We start from the raw sequence: 17,130 nt of genomic DNA, 5'->3' as shown, positions 1-17,130 counted from the left end.
GTCTTACATTTAGACGATTTTTATTTTAAATAAACTAAATTTGTGTTAAAATTACACAATATGCAAAATATGACTTTCAACTCCATTCTCGACAACGATTTCTATAAAATCACCATGCAAAATGCGGTGGTAAAACTTTTCCCAAGCCAAACCGTAAAATACGAATTTATCAATCGAGGGAAACATCATTTTCCGGAAGGTTTTGATCATGCTTTAAGAGAAACTGTTAATAAAATGGCAGAACTTAAACTGACTAAAGATGAGAAAAAGTTTTTAGCTAAAACCTGTCCCTACTTAGACTTGCCTTATCTTGATTTTCTCGAAGGTTATCATTACGATCCGTCTGAAGTAAAAATTGTACAAACAGGAAATGATTTATCGGTCATTGTTGAAGGACTTTGGTACAGAACGATTCTTTGGGAAGTTCCATTGCTGGCTTTAATCAGTGAACTGCATTACGAAATGAATCACATGGAAAGAGATTCAAACGAAGTCGTAATGACAAAAACTCTGGAAAAAGCAGATTCACTAAACAAATTGGGAGTTAATTTCGCAGAATTTGGCACAAGAAGAAGACATTCTTATAAAGTACAAAATCTGGTCATGGAAGCTTTAACCCAGAAAAAAGACTCTACATTTATAGGAAGTTCCAACGTGCATTTTGCAATGAAATATGGTGTAAAGCCAATTGGAACTCATGCCCACGAATGGTTTATGTTTCATGGAGCTGAGTTTGGATTTAAAATGGCCAACGAATTAGCCCTTGAACATTGGGTTGATGTTTATCGCGGCGATTTGGGAGTCGCCCTTTCAGATACTTATACCACTGAAGTTTTCTTCCAACAATTCGATAAAAAATTCGCAAAACTTTTCGACGGTGTTCGTCATGACAGTGGTGACCCATTAGAATTTGCCGACAAAACCATTGCTCATTACAAACGACATGGGATTAATCCCTTATTTAAATATATTATTTTTTCTGATGCTTTAAATCTTGAAAAAGTAGAAGAAATCACCAATTACTGCAAAGGAAAAATAGGTGTTTCTTTTGGCATAGGAACTAATCTTACGAATGATGTAGGTTTAAAACCAATGAACATTGTCATGAAACTTATCGGCGTACAAGCTCCAAATAAAGAATGGATACCTACCGTAAAACTTTCTGACGAAAAAGGAAAATACACCGGTGATCCTAAAATGATTGAGCTTGCAAAAGAGTTTTTGAGGATAAAAGATTAATTGTAGAACAACTCAAACCTAACAGGTTTTGAAAACCTGTTAGGTTTCTAAAAAAACATAAATAAATCATGAAAAAACTAATCTTTATTTTACCTGCTTGTTCAATATTAATTTCATGCGCAATTCATTCTAAAAAAAATGGAAATCCAGGAAAAGATGGAACTTCTGGTGATTCAAAAATAGGTTTCAATCAAAAATTAGCAGACTCTTTAGGTGCAGATAAATATGGCATGAAAGCTTACACCATCGTAATGTTGACAACCGGCTCTGCAAAAATTGATGATAAAGAGAAAAAAGCAGAATTAATGAAGGGTCACATGACCAACATCGGAAAATTAGCCGACGAAGGAAAAATTATTGTGGCTGGTCCGTTCTTAGAAAAGAATAAAGAAAATTACCGCGGAATGTTTATCTTCAACACCAAATCAAAAGAAGAAGCCGAATCTTGGGTAAAAACCGATCCCGCCGTTGCAGCCGGAATTTTCAGTTATGAAATTTTCCCTTGGTACGGCTCTGCAGCTTTACCTTTGTATTTGAAACATCATGATGAGATTTCAAAAGAAAATCCTTAATTTTTTTTTCGATGAGATCTTATTGCATCCTATTATTTCTGTTGGTTTTAATTAATTGCAATAAAGAATCAAACGTTTTTGAATTTACCACAAAAACTGTTGATAAAAATATTGTACAAGAATTAAAACAAATAAAAAACCAGAAACCTTACGGCTTACTTTTTCAAGATGAAAAGTATGAAGTCTGGAGTAGCTGTTCTGGAGAATGGGGCGGAACAATTTATTTTAAAAATAAACACAATGGAGAAATTCGTTATGCACAATCTACTTGTGTAGTTTCAGTAAATAAAATTGGTGATAGATATTATATTTCAAACGTATCTACTCATTTGTATGAAAGATCCTCTATCTTCGAAATCATAAATCCTGAGAAAATGGAATTGACTTTAAAATTACCTCCTTTTCATCCGGAAATTGAAACAAGAGAATATGAAACCAAAAGCAATTTAGGAACAAAGACAATTGTCGATTCTGTAGGTGTATCTATTTTGACAAGTTTTATTTATAAGAATAATTTATATTCAGTACTAAAAAGCTACAAAAACGACATAATAACTATTTCAAAAGTTGAGAATAATAAATTCAAAACAGCACAAACATTACACGGATTAATATTAAATGATTCTCCACAGATTTTAAAAGAATCAGAAACTCATCAAAAACTTTATTTCCAAAATTTCACATCAGGAGTTTTAGATATTAAAGACAACAAAATAAAATTTACATTTTACAAGAATGACTAAAAGCTTAGCCTCGCAAATCTGCGAGGTTTTTTCCTATCTTTAATTAAAACTAATCTGATATGAAAACCATCGAAGAAGTCTTAAAAAATTAGACGAAATTATTTTCTGAGTTAGATAAAACATTAAGGTTTCCCGTAAAGATTTTTTTTTGTTTTTGTATTTTTGAAAAATGGAAATCACTTATCTCATCATTGGATGTTTTGCCGGGGGAATTATCGGCGCTATCTTAATTTATTTTGTTTTGAAATCTTCTATGGTTTCAAGAAGTTCTTATGATGAATTGAATTATTTACATATTAAAACTAAAGCCGATTTAGAAAATTTAAATCTGAAGATTCAAGATTTAGATCAAATCATCAAAAACGAAAAAGATGTAAACCTTCAACAATCTGATTTATTAAATGATCTTAAAAATGAATTCTCCAAAATTTCCGCAGAAAACACTATTCTTCAAAATCAATTAGATGAGCAAAAGTTTTTAAATCAGAAGCAAAATACTCAAATTGAATTGGTTTTAAATGAAAAACAGAATTTACATGCTAAAAATTCAGAATTATCTGCTCAAAATGAAGGTTTACAACAATCTTTAGAAACCCAGAAAGAAGAAATTAAAAAAATTCAGGAAGAAGGAAAACTGCAGTTTGAAAATTTAGCAAATAAAATTTTAGAAGAAAAAACAGAAAAATTCACAACCGTCAATCAAAATAATCTTAAAAATATCCTTGAACCTTTTCAGGAGAAAATCAATGATTTAAAAAATAAAGTCAATGAAGCTTATGAAAAGGAAAATAAAGAACGTTTTTCTCTTGCTGAAAAAGTGAAAGAACTGGCTTTGCTCAACCAACAAATTTCTGAAGATGCCAAAAAACTCACCAAGGCATTGAAAGGCGAAAGTAAAACTCAGGGAAATTGGGGCGAAATGATTCTGGAAAGTATCTTAGAAAAATCAGGATTGGTAAAAGGAAGGGAATATTTTCTGGAGCATGAACTTCGTGACGAAGACAACAAAGCTTTGTTTTCGGAGTTTTCAGGTAAAAAAATGCGTCCAGATGCGGTTGTAAAATATCCCGACGAAAGAAATGTAATTATCGATTCTAAAGTCTCTCTTACTGCTTTTACGGAACTGGTTGATGAAACAGATTCGGATATTTATCAAATAAAAGTCAGTCAACATTTATCTTCTATTAAAACCCACATCAGTCAATTGAGTCAAAAAGCGTATGACGATTACGGAAAATCTTTAGACTTTGTCATGATGTTTATTCCAAGTGAACCCGCTTATATCGCTGCAATGCAGGCTGACCAAAATCTTTGGAATTTTGCTTACGAAAAAAGAATTCTACTTTTAAATCCGAGTAACCTGATTACTTCATTAAAATTGATCGCTGACCTTTGGAAAAGAGAATATCAAAACAGAAATTCCCTGGAAATTGCCGAGCGTGGTGCTAAATTATACGACAAATTCGCAGGTTTTGTAGAAAATCTTGAAAAGGTTGGAAAAAATTTAGACTTGGCAAAAAGTGTTTACAATGATGCTTACAAGCAACTATATACAGGAAATGACAATCTCATTATTCAAACTCAGAAACTAAAATCTTTAGGAATTAAAAATAAAAAAGAACTCCCACAAAGTTTAATCAATGGTATAAGTGATGAATAAATTACTAATAGTTAATTGTCAATTGTCAGTTTTGTTTTGAATTAAAATTAATGAGCGAAGCGAATTGACCATTCACAATTTACATTTAAACGATTATAGGTGATCAATGATTGATAAGTCTGATGTAAATCTTATTTTTGCATCAATTATCAATCATTCCCCATTTATGATCATCGAAAGTTTTCAAAACGAAAAGATAAAACACATTACCAAACTTCTTACAGACAACCGTTTTCGTAAAAAATCAGGCGTATTTGTAGTAGAAGGACAACAGGAAAACGAAAGAGCTCAGAAATATAATTTTGAAGCTGTAGAATTTTATATCTGTGAAAACATTTTCAAAGGAAGCACTCCTAAAGAGAAGATTCATTTGGTGAGTGATAAAGTCTACGAAAAAATTGCTTATCGTGGAACTTCAGAAGGCATCATCGGTGTTTATAAAACCAAAGAAACCCATTTAAACAGTTTTCAGCCAAAAGAAAATTCAACAGTTATTATCGTTGAAGGTGTTGAAAAACCAGGAAACTTAGGTGCAATTTTAAGAAGCTGTGAAGCTTTTGGAATTGATGCTTTAATTGTTGCGGATGGAAAAACAGATTTCTATAACCCTAATGTTATCCGATCTAGCGTAGGATGCCTTTTCGGAATGGAAGTTTTTCAGGCTGATAATAACGATGTTCACGAATTTCTACAAAAAAACAACTTCAATATCTATACAACTATTATGGATGAGACATCCAAAGATATGTTTGAGCGAGACTTCACAAAACGTTCTGCAGTTTTATTTGGTACAGAACATTCGGGATTGAGTGATTTCTGGTATGGTAAAGGTCAGAATACATTGATACCTATGACCGGAAGTATTGACTCATTAAATTTGAGTAATGCTGTAGCCATTACATGTTACGAAGCTTTAAGACAGAAAAAATCTTAGAAGTTTTTTTTAAATAATAAGACATAAAAAAACCGTCTCGCTGAGCGAAACGGTTCTTTTATTTTCAGTAGTAACTGATTAGTGCTTAACTGCAGTTTTAGCAGAATCAGCAGCAGCTTTAACCTCAGTTTTAGCAGAATCAGCAGTAGCTTTGATTGAATCTCCAGCAGCGTTAGCAGTAGAATCGATGTTAGCAACAACTGAATCTTTGTTAGCTTCGATTGAATCAGTAGAAGTTGTAGCTTCACCTTTTTTACAAGCAACTAAAGAGATTGCAGCGATAGCAGCTACGAATAATGACTTTTTCATAATAAATTAAATTTAATTTTGTTAATATTGTTTTTTAAATCTTTTTCTCTGTTCGGTTATTTGAACAAGACAAAGGTATAGCAGATGTAAAATTTGTTTATGAAAAATAATTGTAATAACTTTGTAAAACAGTTTTACAAATAACAGATACTGATAATCAACAATTTAACTACTTTTTTATAAAGTGACAGATTTAGACCTCTTACATTTTGAGCAGCTCAAAAAGGACGTTCAAGCTCAATATTTGAAAGAATACACCCCTTCTTATGATGAAATATCTAAGTGGAAGGGTATTGATATTATCTATTTTCAGGAAGATCTTAGAAAAAAGGCCAAAGGTAACATCAGTGAAAAATCTTTTTACACTTATTTTAAATCTTCTCCGGTGTCAAAATTACCACGTATTGATATGCTTAATTTATTGAGTATTTATGCGGGTTACGACTCATGGTATGACTTTAAAAAGAACCACCTTTTTGCAGGAGAATTATTAAGTGAAGACAAGGATTTGAGCGATGATGAATTGAAAGAATTAGAAAAAACAGTTTCAAGTGCATTAAACTTACCTAAAACCGAAGAAGAAGTTAAAAAAACCGAACCCAACAGCGAGGAAAATACCGTTTTACAAAAAAACAACACTGAAAATCAGATAATTGAAAAAAAACAAATTATTTCAGAATCTTCTAAAATATCAGAAATAAAACCTCCTAAAAAGAACTATCAAAGAACTGCGTGGATTGCCGTAGCATCAGTTTTTGTTATTTTATTGGGTCTTTTAGGTTTTAAGGATGAAATTTTTCAAAAAACTTATAAATATTGTTTTACGGATGCCGACAGAAACTTAAATGTTCAGCGTGATATTGAAATTAAAGTGATTAAAGAAAACGAATCACCTATTCTATACAGAATTAAACCTGGAGAATGTTTCATCTATCCAACAAAGGATAAAACTTTAAAAATGAAAATCAGTTCTACAGTTTATGAAGATCTTGAAGTCAACAGAAATCTTGAAAATGCACCTGAAGAAGAAACCATAGAGCTAAAACCGGATGATTATAAGATGGCGCTCTATTATTTTTCTATAAAAGATATTAACGGAGAAAATTCTGAGCAGCTCATTAAACAGAAAAGAAAACAGCTGGAAAACCTCATCAGCAACACAGCTACTATAACGCAGGTATATGACAGTGATATTTATGGTCTTGAAACTTTAGATAAGCAGGATTATATTACTTTGGTAACCACACCGACCACTTCATTAAAAAACCTGAACGTTATTGAAATGAAAAAAGATAAAGGAAAAATAGTATCTATCAAATTTAAAATCTCAAACCATGAAAACAATAAATAACTTTTTGTTTTTAACGATACTTCTGGGCGTTATCATGATTGCCTGTACTAAAAAAGAAGAAAACAACAACGTAAGCGATCTTGAAAAGCTAAGAAATACAAACAATATCACTGTACAAATGGACAGTACACAAGCGATTAATTCTATTACTTTACAAAAAGTACAGGACGTGCTTGATTTGTCTACACTTTATCTTTCCGGAAATAAAAAGACCGAAATAGACACCGCTATTTATTCTAAAATTGAGAAGTATTTTCAAAAATCAGATTCTACCACTTTTCAAGGGTTATTTAAAGAACTTGAAAGCCTAAAAGTGAAAAAGGTAAAGGTAAGTAACATTAATGTTTTTAAGAAAATCAACGATAAAGACACTTTAGATTTCGCAAAATTTAATGTAGAATATATTGGCGACAAAAATAAATCGATTGGCAACTTTGAAAGAAGCGCACAATATACGCTTGTTTCTAAAGCCACAGAAAAGAATAAAGAATTTAAGTTTTATTTTATTAAATTTTATTCAGACTTGCTGGAAAAAGACAGCACTTCTGTAGGAGTGACAAGGTAATCTAAGGGAATATCATTTTCCCAGACATCATCAATCATATCATCGGAGTTAAAATAATTAACTCCGATTTTTTTTGAATCTTTTGAAATATTTTCAAAGAATTGGTCATAAAAACCCTTTCCATACCCTACCCTGTTTCCTTTAAAATCACAGTAAAGTAAAGGAGTAATCACAAAATCGAAATCTAAAACTTTAGAATCTTCGTTTGAAACAGGTTCAGAAATCCCCCAATTATTCGTTTCAAATTGGGTATCAGAGAAAATCTCAACAGAAATTAATTTTGTATCGACGATTTTAGGAACAAAAACTTTGATATTTCGGCTTAAAAAGTAATCAATAAAAATCTGGGTATCAATTTCTTTAAACTTTTCAATCGGAATGAAAATATGGATTTTTTGATCAGAAACTGGTTTAAAATAATTGATGAAATTTTGAAAAATTCTTTCAGACAAATGGGAAACTTCATCTTGCGACAATCCCTTTCTTTTTTCAAGATATATTTTTCTGAGTTCTGATTTTTTCATTTTCAAATTTATAAAAAATAACGTTATAGAATTAAGACTGCTAAAGAGATAGCGCTCCTAAGGAGCGCAAAATTTAGCCATAATACTTTATTCTACACAGATAAAACTCCTACGGAGTTTTCTAACGACATTTAATTTAATTCAGCAAAAAAAAGGTTGCGCTCCGGAGGAGCGCAACCTTATATCATCATAAATCTAAGAATGAACTATCCTAAAATTTTATATATTTTATCTGACAAACGAACTCTGAACGGAAGTTCAAAAGTAATTTGATCCCCTGTTTGTGCTATTTCGCAAGAGCTTCCATCAACAAACATTTCTGTAATTGTAATTTCCTGTTCACCTGTAGTAGGACCAGAGATTAAAACTTTATCACCAACTGAAACTTCATTATTTTCAATTAAAAATTGTGCAATCTTTGATTTTGTATAGTAATGTTCGGCTTTCCCAATCAATGTTTTTTTAACGGCAATTTTCTGACGAATATTTTTAGAATCAACTTTTGCTAAAGGTTTATTTGGCAAATCACCTGACTTTTTAAAGGTTAAAGCATCAGATTTTCCTTTTCTGAAGACTTTATTTCCAACCTGCAATCCTTTTCTTAATGTCACTTGCTCTTCAACAGGCAAATGGGTTATTTCTAAACATTCTGTAGAACAACAGTTTTCCATCGCCGTTTTACAATCATCACATTGTATAAATAATAAATGACAAGCATCATTAGCACAGTTAGTGTGATTATCACAAGGTTTTCCACATTGGTGACACTGAGAAATAATATCGTCAGTAATTCTTTCTCCTAATCTATGATCAAACACAAAGTTTTTACCAATAAACTTACTCTCAATATTTTCTTCCTTGATTTGACGGGTATATTCAATAATCCCTCCTTCTAACTGGAAAACATTTTTAAAACCTTGATGTTTGAAATAAGCGCTCGCTTTTTCGCAACGAATTCCGCCCGTACAATACATCAAAAGATTTTTATCCTCTTTAAAATCCTGAAGCTGCTCGTTGATAATGGGCAAGCTTTCTCTGAAGTTTTCCACATCCGGAGTAATCGCCCCTTCAAAATGTCCGACTTCACTTTCGTAATGGTTTCTAAAATCTACTACAATGGTATTGGGGTCTTCCAATAAATTATTAAACTCTTGTGCTTTTAAGTGAATTCCTTTATTGGTAACATCAAAAGTATCATCATTCAAACCATCGGCAACAATTTTATGTCTTACCTTAATCGTTAATTTTAAGAAAGAATGGTTGTCTTGCTCTACGGCTACGTTAAGACGAATTCCTTTCATAAAATCATAGACTTCCAGCGTATTTCGAAAATCTTCCAAATAATCTGCAGGGATACTCATTTGAGCATTAATTCCTTCATGGGCAACATAGATACGACCCAATGCATCGAGTGCATTCCAGGCTATAAATAAGTCGTTGCGAAATTTTTTGGGATTTTCAATTTTGGCATACGCATAGAAAGACAAAGTAAGGCGTTGCTTACCAGCTTCATCAATAAGTTGAGCTCTTTCTTCTGCGCTTAAGGTGTTATACAGTTGCATGCTATAAACGGTTTAAGTGAGAAAATTATTTTTGCAAAGATAGTCAATTTTTCAAATTTGATTTATATGACATAAAACACCTTCTTATCAAATTAATTTACATTTAACTTTTTGACTGGTTTAATAATCTAACTTCTGACATTTTGTCTTTAATAATTTTTTAAGCAGTGTTAAACTTATTCGATAATTATTACATAAACTATAAAATGGTATAATTGTCGTTAAATTTTAGTTAAAAGTGAAACACTTAAGATTATTTACATACATATTTAGCATTAAATTTGTGTAAGATAAAATAACAATCAAACAAAGAAGACATACAATGAAGAGTACTTTTAAAAAACTTTTACCATTTGCTGTTGTAGGGGTTCTCTCAGGAGCTACTACCGTTGGCGTACAACAATATCTAAGTCACGACTCTAATAACGGTGACCAATCTTATTTTACAAAATCTACCAACGCTTCATTTGTGGGAATGAATACCGCAACTGTAGGTGACGATTTTGTAAAAGCATCTAAAACTACGGTTCCGGCTGTGGTAACGATTAAAAATTATCAGAACAGAGCATCAAGCAGAGCTTCTGAACAGGATTTGTTTGATTTCTTTTTTGGTGATCCTTTTGGAGGAAAAGGTCAACAAAGACAGAGACAGCAACAACAAGCACCAGAAAATATGCCTTCAGGTTTAGGATCTGGAGTGATTATTTCTCCGGATGGATATATTATTTCAAACAACCATGTTGTAGCAGGAGCAAATAAGCTTGAAGTTGTTTTAAGCAATAAAAAATCTTATATCGCAACTTTGGTAGGAACCGATCCAAACACCGACATTTCATTACTGAAAATCGAAGAGAAAGGATTACCATTCTTAAACTTTGCTAATTCTGATAACGTTGAAGTTGGGCAATGGGTTTTGGCTGTAGGTAACCCACTTGGATTGAACTCTACCGTTACAGCAGGAATTATTTCTGCCAAAGGAAGAGGAATAGGAATTCTGAGCGGACAAGGAAAAGCTACCAATCCTATTGAGAGTTTTATACAAACCGATGCCGCAATTAATCCTGGAAACTCAGGAGGAGCATTGGTGAATGTAAATGGAGATTTAATTGGAATCAACTCAGCAATTTCATCTACAAACGGGTATTATCAGGGATACGGATTTGCTGTTCCGGCGAATTTGGCAAGAAAGATCATCGAGGATATTAAGAAATTTGGTATTGTACAGAGAGGTTTCTTAGGGGTAAATTCTTTAGACTTATCTAATGATCAGCAAGTTGCTTTTTATAACCAAGAAAAGAAAACTAATATAAAACCAGGCTCTGGTGTTTATATTATAGGACTTCCGGATAACAGCGGAGCACAAGATGCAGGAATGAAAGTTGGAGACATCATTACTAAAATTGATGGTGTAAATATTACAGATTTTGCAGACCTTTCTGTTGCTATCGGAAGCAAAAGACCAGGTGATAAAGTACAGGTAACTTACACAAGAAACGGAAAAGAAACAACCGCAACAGTTACTTTAAAAGATCAAAAAGGCGGAACTTCTGCAAGAACAAAAGCTGATCTGAGCGTCACTGAAAAAATTGGTGCAGATTTCCAAAGTCTGGATGACAGAACGAAAGCTTACTATGGATTAACCAGCGGAGTTGTTGCTAAAAATGTAGTGGAAGGAAGCGAAATCGCTAAGGCAGGTATCGTAGACGGCTATATCATTACTGAAATTAACGGGAAGCCTGTAAATTCTCAGAAAGATGTAGAAAACTTATTAAATAAATTCACCGGAACAGGCCAGATAAAATATATGGATGATTACGGAAGAGGCTATCAAAGAGGATTTAAAATGCCTTAGTAGAAAAAAATATTAAACAAAAAAGCGTTGCAAATTTTAAATCTACAGCGCTTTTTTTATGTTTTAAAAGATTACTTTTTATTCATTTTTTCAGCAATTCTTTTCTTCTTATTTCTTTCATAAATTACTTCTACGATCTTACCTCCCATCCAGGCAAAAGGAAAAAAGACCAAGAAAATAGAAATTTTATAAAATGTAGGATGATAAGGAAGAATGATGACATCAAGCATCGCTATAAAAAGCATGATGAAACCAATAAGAATTGCGTAAGCTACTTTTGCATATTTTACAATCATGGCGGTAACAACTCCTCCCACGGTAGTTCCTAATCCTGAAATAAAAAGCAGAAAGCCAAAGAAGGCATCATTATTTTTCATGCTTTCTAAAAATCTTTGCCAATGCTCAAACGGAGCAAAAGCATCAAAGGTAACCCACTTTGGAAAAGCCCTTATACCAAGAGTGATAATAAGCCCTGCAATCACAAGACCTACCAAAACTGCAAATGTATTTCTTAAAAAATTCATTAATCCTGATGTGCAATCATAGAAATTTCGATATCAACATTCTTTGGCAAACAAGAAACCTGTACAGTTTCGCGAGCCGGGAAGCTTTCAGCATCAAGATATGATGCATAAATATCATTCATCACTGCAAAATCATCCATGCTTTTAAGGAAGATTGTTGCTTTAACCACATTTTTAAACGTCATCCCTGCTTCTGTAAGGATCGCTTCAAGGTTTTTCATTACCTGATGTGTTTCCTTTTCAATTCCTTCTACCAGTTTACCCGTTGCAGGATCTACAGGAATCTGACCAGAGATATACAAAACTCCGTTGGCAAGATTTGCCTGAGAATAAGGACCGATAGCTGCAGGAGCATTCACTGTGTTGATTATTGTCTTCATATATAGATTTATTTACTTTAAAAAATCATACCAAACCGTTTATTCACGATTTGATTATAGTTTATTTTGGGTGCAAAGATAAAATTTATATTGTAAAATCAGTATGACTTTAGAAAGGTGCATTAGGCTGAGTAAAACTTCTGTCTTTATACTTCAATGCATCGCTTAATATATTTGCCTTAATACCGATAAAGAAATCATAAACTTTATACTGACCAAAAGGTACCCAGTTAAAATTAATCGTAAAACTTCGCTGATCTCTTGAGAAGCCGATTCTTGTATAAGCCAATTCTTTGGTCACCATATCGTAATGCGTACTACCGTTGATATTCCAGTATGGAGTAAGCTTTACACTTCCATCTAAACCAATGGAAGCCATTTTGGTTGCTGTTCTCGTTAAGTTTCTAGAATATTGGTAATTGGCATTCACATTTAAAGTCCAGGCTTGCTCAAAATGGGCATAATTATCATCATCAAAGAAATAATTTTCATTTCTGATTTCCCCTTTTTGCGAATAGGTTTTGGCGTAATCTTTTTTCTCACCAAACAATTCATTGCTTAAAGGATAAGAAACCTGCACATTGAAACCTTGTACGCTAAAAGATCCGAAATCTTCCGTTCTGATTCCGGTATCTGATCCCGGAGCAAATAAAATTTTATAAGGTTCAATCGTTAAACTTGTATTTACGCTTAACTTATTATCAAAGAAAGAAGATTGTCCGTTCACAGAAATAATCGACCAAGGGTGGCTTTTTGCAGCAAAATTATAGTTTCCGCTTACGTTTAAAGATTCAAAAATCTTCATTTTTTTCACTCCGGTAGAATCGCTTTTAGATCTTACCTTCATTTCGATATTGTTACCTATATTATAATTTAAAGCTCCCACCATTCCTGTTGTTGGCGAACCCACAATTCCTTTATCAAAAATAGAATAAGGCGTTAAAGCTCCATTGGCATTATAGAAATTCTTAAAATATCCAAACTGTTCACCACCAAAATCAGGGGAGTAAGTGAAACCAATACTTGGCGTCATCATGTGTCTTATTGCCTGTATTGTAGATCCTTTTTTGAAATTTGCCTGTCCATACAATTGAGTCTGAATACTTGCTGTAGTAGAAAAAATACTGTATCCCGCAATTTGCTTGTTGATCTGGTCAACCTCTATATTTTGTATTGGATCGTAATATTTGGTAAGCGTTTTTGTCGTTAAAGCATTATCAATTGTAGCTCCTAAACTGAAAGTAAAATACTTTGCAAAAGTTGTGTTGGTTCCTAATGCGATATTATTTTTCAAACCGGTCTGCATTTTATCCCACATTGCATCGGTAAATAATTCTCCTTCTTCTGTGCTTACAAAGTTTGATAAATTTAAACCCGTATTCACTGTAATATTTTCTAGCAAACCAGATCTTACCCCGGTTTTAGATTTAAATAGATAAAACTGATTAATCGCAACGTTCATTTGTGGCAAACGTAAATCTGCCAATCCTGTAGCAAAATTCTGAGAATAAGAAGCCGTTCCTGTAATCGTAGCCGGAAGTTTCAAAAACCTTTTGGTAAGCGTCAATGTTGAGTTCTGCTGAGTTTTCAAAACACTCTGATCCATGATATAGTTGTTGTTCACCGTGTTGTTGTAAAACGTCTGGCTCGTAACATCTACGGATGCAGAAAATGTAAGAAAAGGATTTGCTTTTGTATCTTGAGTGTGCCTCCAAGCAATTCTGTATGTTCCTGTTTTGCTGTAATTATCAAGACCTTTAATACCACGAACGGTACTTCCGATGTCTGCCGAGAAATTTCCTGAATATCGATATTTTTTAAGATAATTCATTTCTGGTCTTACCGTCCAGCTTCCTTTTGTATAGATATCTGCAAGAACTTTTAAATCGAAATGTTCCCCAATTGGCTGGTAATACCCTATTCCATTCAGGAAAAAACCTACATCTTCTCTTTCTCCAAAACTTGGAATCAAAATTCCTGCGGATCTTTTACTTGAAAAAGGTAAAATAGCAAAAGGTAAAATCAAAGGAGTCGGAACGTCTTCGATATACATTTGTGCAGGACCTACAATTAAGGTTGAGCTTTCTTTTCCCTTCTGCATTTTGATGTAAGATGCCAAAAGGTGATAATCGGGTCTTGTATCTTTTTTGTCAATATAATAACTATCTGTCGTAAATTCTGCATGCCTCATGACAAAAACAGAATCGTTGTACTTTTTGGTTTTATCGGCAACAATTAAGCCTTCACTTTCTTCGGTTCTTGCGTTGTAGGCAATTGCCTCTCTGGTTTTCGTATTATAATTAAAGCTCTCTACTTCATACTTTTTCCCAGCCTGATTTACCTGTGCAAGCTCAAAGACTTTTCCTAAAGAATCTAATTTTCCACGGGCGAAAATTAAATTTTTGTCTTCATCGATCGAGATGTAATCTGCATCGATTTGCATATCCTGATATTTTACCTGAGCATTTTTATTCAGATAAATCATTTTTTTCTGAACATCTCTACGAATATCATCAGCTTTATAATCTACCACAGCGTCTAAAGATTCTTTGGGAGCAGCAATGGTATCCTTTTTGGAAATAGTATCATTAATTACCGTAGCTTTAACTACTTTTTTAGGACCTTCCTGTGCTAAAAAACTGTTAAAAATTAGGATAATTAAAATTTGTAATATATTTTTGAAGACGGTTTTGTCCAATTTTGTTCTGTATAATTTGGCTCAAAATTAATATAATTTTTATAACTGTATGATGTACAAACTAAATTTTAAAACAATTTTAGCATTTCTACTGATATTCTTCTCCTCTTTTACTTTTGCACAAAAAAAATTCACTGTAGTTTTGGATGCAGGGCATGGAGGAAGCGATAACGGAGCTAACAGAAATTACCCGGATCTTGGTCTTGTTCAGGAGAAACATGTTACGTTGGGAATTGTTCTGAAATTAGGAGCAATGCTTGAGAAAAACAAAGAGTTTAAAGTTATTTATACCCGAAAAATAGACGAATATCCTTCTTTAACAGACAGAACCAACACCGCCAACCGAAGCAAAGCAGATTTATTTATCTCTGTACACGTAAATTCTTCGCCAAGTCGTTCTGCAACAGCCAGAGGAACCGAAACTTTCGTACAGGGACCTGCTCAAAACAGAGAAAACCTGGAAGTGGCAAAGCAAGAAAACAGCGTGATTTATCTTGATGAAAAAGATAAAGAAACTTTTGCCTCTTATGATCCATCTTCACCAGAATCTTTGATTGCCCTAAAATTACAGCAAAGTAAATATCTTGAAAACAGCTTAATTGTAGGAAGCTTTGTGGAAGGAAACTTTGAAAAGAGCGGTCGTTTTTCTCGTGGTGTAAAACAGGAAAATCTACACATCTTAAGAAGAAGTGCGATGCCCTCTATTCTTATTGAAACAGGATTTGTAAATAACTATGAAGATGCAGCATTCTTAAATTCTGAAAAAGGACAAGAGGAAACAGCAGAAAATATTTATAAAGCAATTATTGAATACAAAAAAGCAGTCGATAGAAAAACCGGAGCGCAAGTGATTACTAAAAAGCCTGAGCCAGAAAAACCGGCAGAAGTTGCATTGAAAAATGACTTCAGAATTTTACTAATGACAATGCCTGTAAAATACAACGATGGAGATCCTGAATTGAAAGGATTGAATTACATTCTTCCTATCAAAGAAAACGGATTGTATAAATACTATTATGGAGTGACCAATATGGCATCTGTGAAAGATATCAATCTTAAAACAGCTAAAGATGCAGGATTCAGAAATTCTTATGCGGTAGGATTTATGCCAAACCAAAAATTGAGCATTGGTTATTACAACATCGAGGTATATGTAGGAAAAGATAAATTAAGTGCAAATTCTTTCATCCTTCAAACTCTGAAAGACGTAGACAGAAACAAATCTAACGGAATGTTCTACTACACGTACGGAAAAGTTTACACCTTAGAAGATGCAGTGAAACTTCAAAAAGATCTGGAAGCCAAAGGGATAAAAAACACCGTTATTCAGAAGAATTTTAAATAAACATTATAATTTTGAAGTTTAAAAGTTTATTTATACTTTTGCAACCTCAAAATTTGGTCTATTCGTCTAGTGGTCAGGACTCAAGGTTTTCATCCTTGCAACAGGAGTTCGATTCTCCTATAGACTACCAAAAAGCTCTCTATTTCAGGGAGCTTTTTTTATGTGTTTTTTTTAAGCTTTTCAAAGTATAAAACCGCTAAAAATAAACGTTAAGACCTCAATTTTCATCTTTTCAAATTATTAGATTCCAGAAATAGGGCTCGAAGCTATTTATATTTTTTTGTATATTTAGGCTACAACTTATTTTTATGAAAAATTCAATACTCTTAATTTCCTTCTTATTTCTACTTTTCAGCTGCGACAACAAAGACAAAGCAGACGATTTGACTCTGAGAGAAAAGGAATTACTGAATAAAGAAAAATTATTTGCACAAAAAGAAGCCGAATACCAATCTCTATTAAAAATGAGAGACAGTATTTTTAATCATAAAAACTCAGATTCTATAAAAATTGTAAAATGGTCTGATGAAATTTCCGGTGACTGGATAGGAAAAGTAATCTGCACAGAATCTAATTGCAGTGACTACGTTGTAGGAGATCAGCGAACCGATACTTGGGAATTCGACAGCGATTCTATACAGTTATTTACAAAAATCATTAACAATAATAATTTAGTCAGATTATATTCAGGGAAATTTGAGAATAACGAAATCAAACTTAATTTCAAAACAGACTCCACCGCAAAAAAGCAGGTAGACATGAATGTTTTGCTTAATGATATTTCAGATACTAAAATAAAAGGTACCAGAACTATTGCAATCGGCAATTGCATGGCAAAATTCTCTGTAGAGTTAATACGTTCCACAAAATAA

At 32.9% G+C, this 17,130-nt stretch carries 16 protein-coding genes and 1 tRNA gene; 11 read left to right on the top strand and 6 right to left on the bottom strand.

Going from position 1 to position 17,130, the window contains the following annotated elements:
- Nucleotides 1-60 precede the first annotated feature (60 nt).
- From pncB to OEW74_RS05590, 5 genes are all read left to right on the top strand, one after another.
- Nucleotides 61-1,239: a nicotinate phosphoribosyltransferase gene (pncB, locus tag OEW74_RS05610; protein ID WP_265427564.1), complete on the top strand. Its 1,179-nt coding sequence runs from the start codon at nucleotides 61-63 to the stop codon at nucleotides 1,237-1,239.
- A gap of 68 nt (nucleotides 1,240-1,307) precedes the next feature.
- On the top strand, nucleotides 1,308-1,811 hold the full coding sequence (locus OEW74_RS05605) for a YciI family protein (RefSeq protein ID WP_265427563.1): 504 nt from the start codon (nucleotides 1,308-1,310) through the stop codon (nucleotides 1,809-1,811).
- A gap of 11 nt (nucleotides 1,812-1,822) precedes the next feature.
- Complete coding sequence (locus OEW74_RS05600; RefSeq protein WP_265427562.1) at nucleotides 1,823-2,554, top strand: hypothetical protein; 732 nt, start codon at nucleotides 1,823-1,825, stop codon at nucleotides 2,552-2,554.
- Nucleotides 2,555-2,723: 169 nt separating this feature from the next.
- The gene (gene rmuC / locus OEW74_RS05595) at nucleotides 2,724-4,214 is read left to right on the top strand and encodes a DNA recombination protein RmuC (protein ID WP_265427561.1); all 1,491 of its coding nucleotides are present in this window, start codon (nucleotides 2,724-2,726) and stop codon (nucleotides 4,212-4,214) included.
- Between the two features lie 166 nt (nucleotides 4,215-4,380).
- The gene (locus tag OEW74_RS05590; RefSeq protein ID WP_265427643.1) at nucleotides 4,381-5,148 is read left to right on the top strand and encodes a TrmH family RNA methyltransferase; all 768 of its coding nucleotides are present in this window, start codon (nucleotides 4,381-4,383) and stop codon (nucleotides 5,146-5,148) included.
- Between the two features lie 78 nt (nucleotides 5,149-5,226).
- Here OEW74_RS05590 and OEW74_RS05585 read toward each other — a convergent pair whose 3' ends face one another.
- A complete protein-coding gene (locus OEW74_RS05585) occupies nucleotides 5,227-5,457 on the bottom strand; it encodes a hypothetical protein (protein WP_102978820.1) in 231 nt (76 codons plus the stop codon).
- A gap of 184 nt (nucleotides 5,458-5,641) precedes the next feature.
- Between OEW74_RS05585 and OEW74_RS05580 the strand changes: the two genes are divergently transcribed.
- Both OEW74_RS05580 and OEW74_RS05575 read left to right on the top strand, forming a co-directional pair.
- Complete coding sequence (locus tag OEW74_RS05580; RefSeq protein ID WP_265427560.1) at nucleotides 5,642-6,808, top strand: hypothetical protein; 1,167 nt, start codon at nucleotides 5,642-5,644, stop codon at nucleotides 6,806-6,808.
- Nucleotides 6,792-7,373, top strand: coding sequence for a hypothetical protein (locus OEW74_RS05575; RefSeq protein ID WP_265427559.1), 582 nt, complete (start codon nucleotides 6,792-6,794; stop codon nucleotides 7,371-7,373). The genes OEW74_RS05580 and OEW74_RS05575 overlap by 17 nt, the downstream gene beginning before the upstream one ends.
- Here the strand turns inward: OEW74_RS05575 and OEW74_RS05570 are convergent.
- Together OEW74_RS05570 and OEW74_RS05565 are read right to left on the bottom strand one after the other, a co-directional pair.
- Nucleotides 7,322-7,897 (bottom strand): 5-formyltetrahydrofolate cyclo-ligase, encoded by a 576-nt coding sequence (locus tag OEW74_RS05570; RefSeq protein ID WP_265427558.1) that lies wholly within the window; start codon nucleotides 7,895-7,897, stop codon nucleotides 7,322-7,324. The genes OEW74_RS05575 and OEW74_RS05570 overlap by 52 nt on opposite strands.
- Before the next feature lie 206 nt (nucleotides 7,898-8,103).
- On the bottom strand, nucleotides 8,104-9,459 hold the full coding sequence (locus tag OEW74_RS05565; protein WP_265427557.1) for a rhodanese-related sulfurtransferase: 1,356 nt from the start codon (nucleotides 9,457-9,459) through the stop codon (nucleotides 8,104-8,106).
- Between the two features lie 322 nt (nucleotides 9,460-9,781).
- Here OEW74_RS05565 and OEW74_RS05560 point away from each other — a divergent pair, with 322 nt between their 5' ends.
- Nucleotides 9,782-11,311: a trypsin-like peptidase domain-containing protein gene (locus OEW74_RS05560; RefSeq protein WP_265427556.1), complete on the top strand. Its 1,530-nt coding sequence runs from the start codon at nucleotides 9,782-9,784 to the stop codon at nucleotides 11,309-11,311.
- A gap of 71 nt (nucleotides 11,312-11,382) precedes the next feature.
- Here the strand turns inward: OEW74_RS05560 and OEW74_RS05555 are convergent, their stop codons facing one another.
- From OEW74_RS05555 to OEW74_RS05545, 3 genes are all read right to left on the bottom strand, one after another.
- A complete protein-coding gene (locus tag OEW74_RS05555; protein ID WP_115950486.1) occupies nucleotides 11,383-11,835 on the bottom strand; it encodes a hypothetical protein in 453 nt (150 codons plus the stop codon).
- A complete protein-coding gene (locus OEW74_RS05550) occupies nucleotides 11,835-12,215 on the bottom strand; it encodes a RidA family protein (protein WP_074230937.1) in 381 nt (126 codons plus the stop codon). The genes OEW74_RS05555 and OEW74_RS05550 overlap by 1 nt, the downstream gene beginning before the upstream one ends.
- Before the next feature lie 109 nt (nucleotides 12,216-12,324).
- Nucleotides 12,325-14,913, bottom strand: coding sequence for a putative LPS assembly protein LptD (locus OEW74_RS05545; RefSeq protein WP_265427555.1), 2,589 nt, complete (start codon nucleotides 14,911-14,913; stop codon nucleotides 12,325-12,327).
- A 52-nt stretch (nucleotides 14,914-14,965) separates the two neighbouring features.
- On the opposite strand from OEW74_RS05545, the gene OEW74_RS05540 reads away from it, so the two are divergent.
- From OEW74_RS05540 to OEW74_RS05530, 3 genes are all read left to right on the top strand, one after another.
- Nucleotides 14,966-16,258 carry an N-acetylmuramoyl-L-alanine amidase family protein gene (locus OEW74_RS05540; protein WP_265427642.1) on the top strand — a complete coding sequence of 431 codons (1,293 nt, stop codon included), beginning with the start codon at nucleotides 14,966-14,968 and terminating at the stop codon, nucleotides 16,256-16,258.
- A 55-nt stretch (nucleotides 16,259-16,313) separates the two neighbouring features.
- Nucleotides 16,314-16,388, top strand: a tRNA-Glu gene (locus OEW74_RS05535).
- Between the two features lie 178 nt (nucleotides 16,389-16,566).
- Nucleotides 16,567-17,130 carry a hypothetical protein gene (locus tag OEW74_RS05530; protein WP_265427554.1) on the top strand — a complete coding sequence of 188 codons (564 nt, stop codon included), beginning with the start codon at nucleotides 16,567-16,569 and terminating at the stop codon, nucleotides 17,128-17,130.

The organism is Chryseobacterium sp. YIM B08800 (assembly GCF_026163565.1).
Taxonomy (GTDB): domain Bacteria; phylum Bacteroidota; class Bacteroidia; order Flavobacteriales; family Weeksellaceae; genus Chryseobacterium.
The sequence above is the reverse complement of the archived record's forward strand: the minus strand, read 5'-3'. Positions and strand labels throughout refer to the sequence as shown.

Coding starts and splice junctions, on each gene's coding strand:
- pncB (WP_265427564.1), top strand. CDS start 61: ATGCAAAATATGACTTTCAACTCCATTCTCGACAACGATTTCTATAAA.
- OEW74_RS05605 (WP_265427563.1), top strand. CDS start 1,308: ATGAAAAAACTAATCTTTATTTTACCTGCTTGTTCAATATTAATTTCA.
- OEW74_RS05600 (WP_265427562.1), top strand. CDS start 1,823: ATGAGATCTTATTGCATCCTATTATTTCTGTTGGTTTTAATTAATTGC.
- rmuC (WP_265427561.1), top strand. CDS start 2,724: ATGGAAATCACTTATCTCATCATTGGATGTTTTGCCGGGGGAATTATC.
- OEW74_RS05590 (WP_265427643.1), top strand. CDS start 4,381: ATGATCATCGAAAGTTTTCAAAACGAAAAGATAAAACACATTACCAAA.
- OEW74_RS05585 (WP_102978820.1), bottom strand. CDS start 5,457: ATGAAAAAGTCATTATTCGTAGCTGCTATCGCTGCAATCTCTTTAGTT.
- OEW74_RS05575 (WP_265427559.1), top strand. CDS start 6,792: ATGAAAACAATAAATAACTTTTTGTTTTTAACGATACTTCTGGGCGTT.
- OEW74_RS05570 (WP_265427558.1), bottom strand. CDS start 7,897: ATGAAAAAATCAGAACTCAGAAAAATATATCTTGAAAAAAGAAAGGGA.
- OEW74_RS05565 (WP_265427557.1), bottom strand. CDS start 9,459: ATGCAACTGTATAACACCTTAAGCGCAGAAGAAAGAGCTCAACTTATT.
- OEW74_RS05560 (WP_265427556.1), top strand. CDS start 9,782: ATGAAGAGTACTTTTAAAAAACTTTTACCATTTGCTGTTGTAGGGGTT.
- OEW74_RS05555 (WP_115950486.1), bottom strand. CDS start 11,835: ATGAATTTTTTAAGAAATACATTTGCAGTTTTGGTAGGTCTTGTGATT.
- OEW74_RS05550 (WP_074230937.1), bottom strand. CDS start 12,215: ATGAAGACAATAATCAACACAGTGAATGCTCCTGCAGCTATCGGTCCT.
- OEW74_RS05540 (WP_265427642.1), top strand. CDS start 14,966: ATGTACAAACTAAATTTTAAAACAATTTTAGCATTTCTACTGATATTC.
- OEW74_RS05530 (WP_265427554.1), top strand. CDS start 16,567: ATGAAAAATTCAATACTCTTAATTTCCTTCTTATTTCTACTTTTCAGC.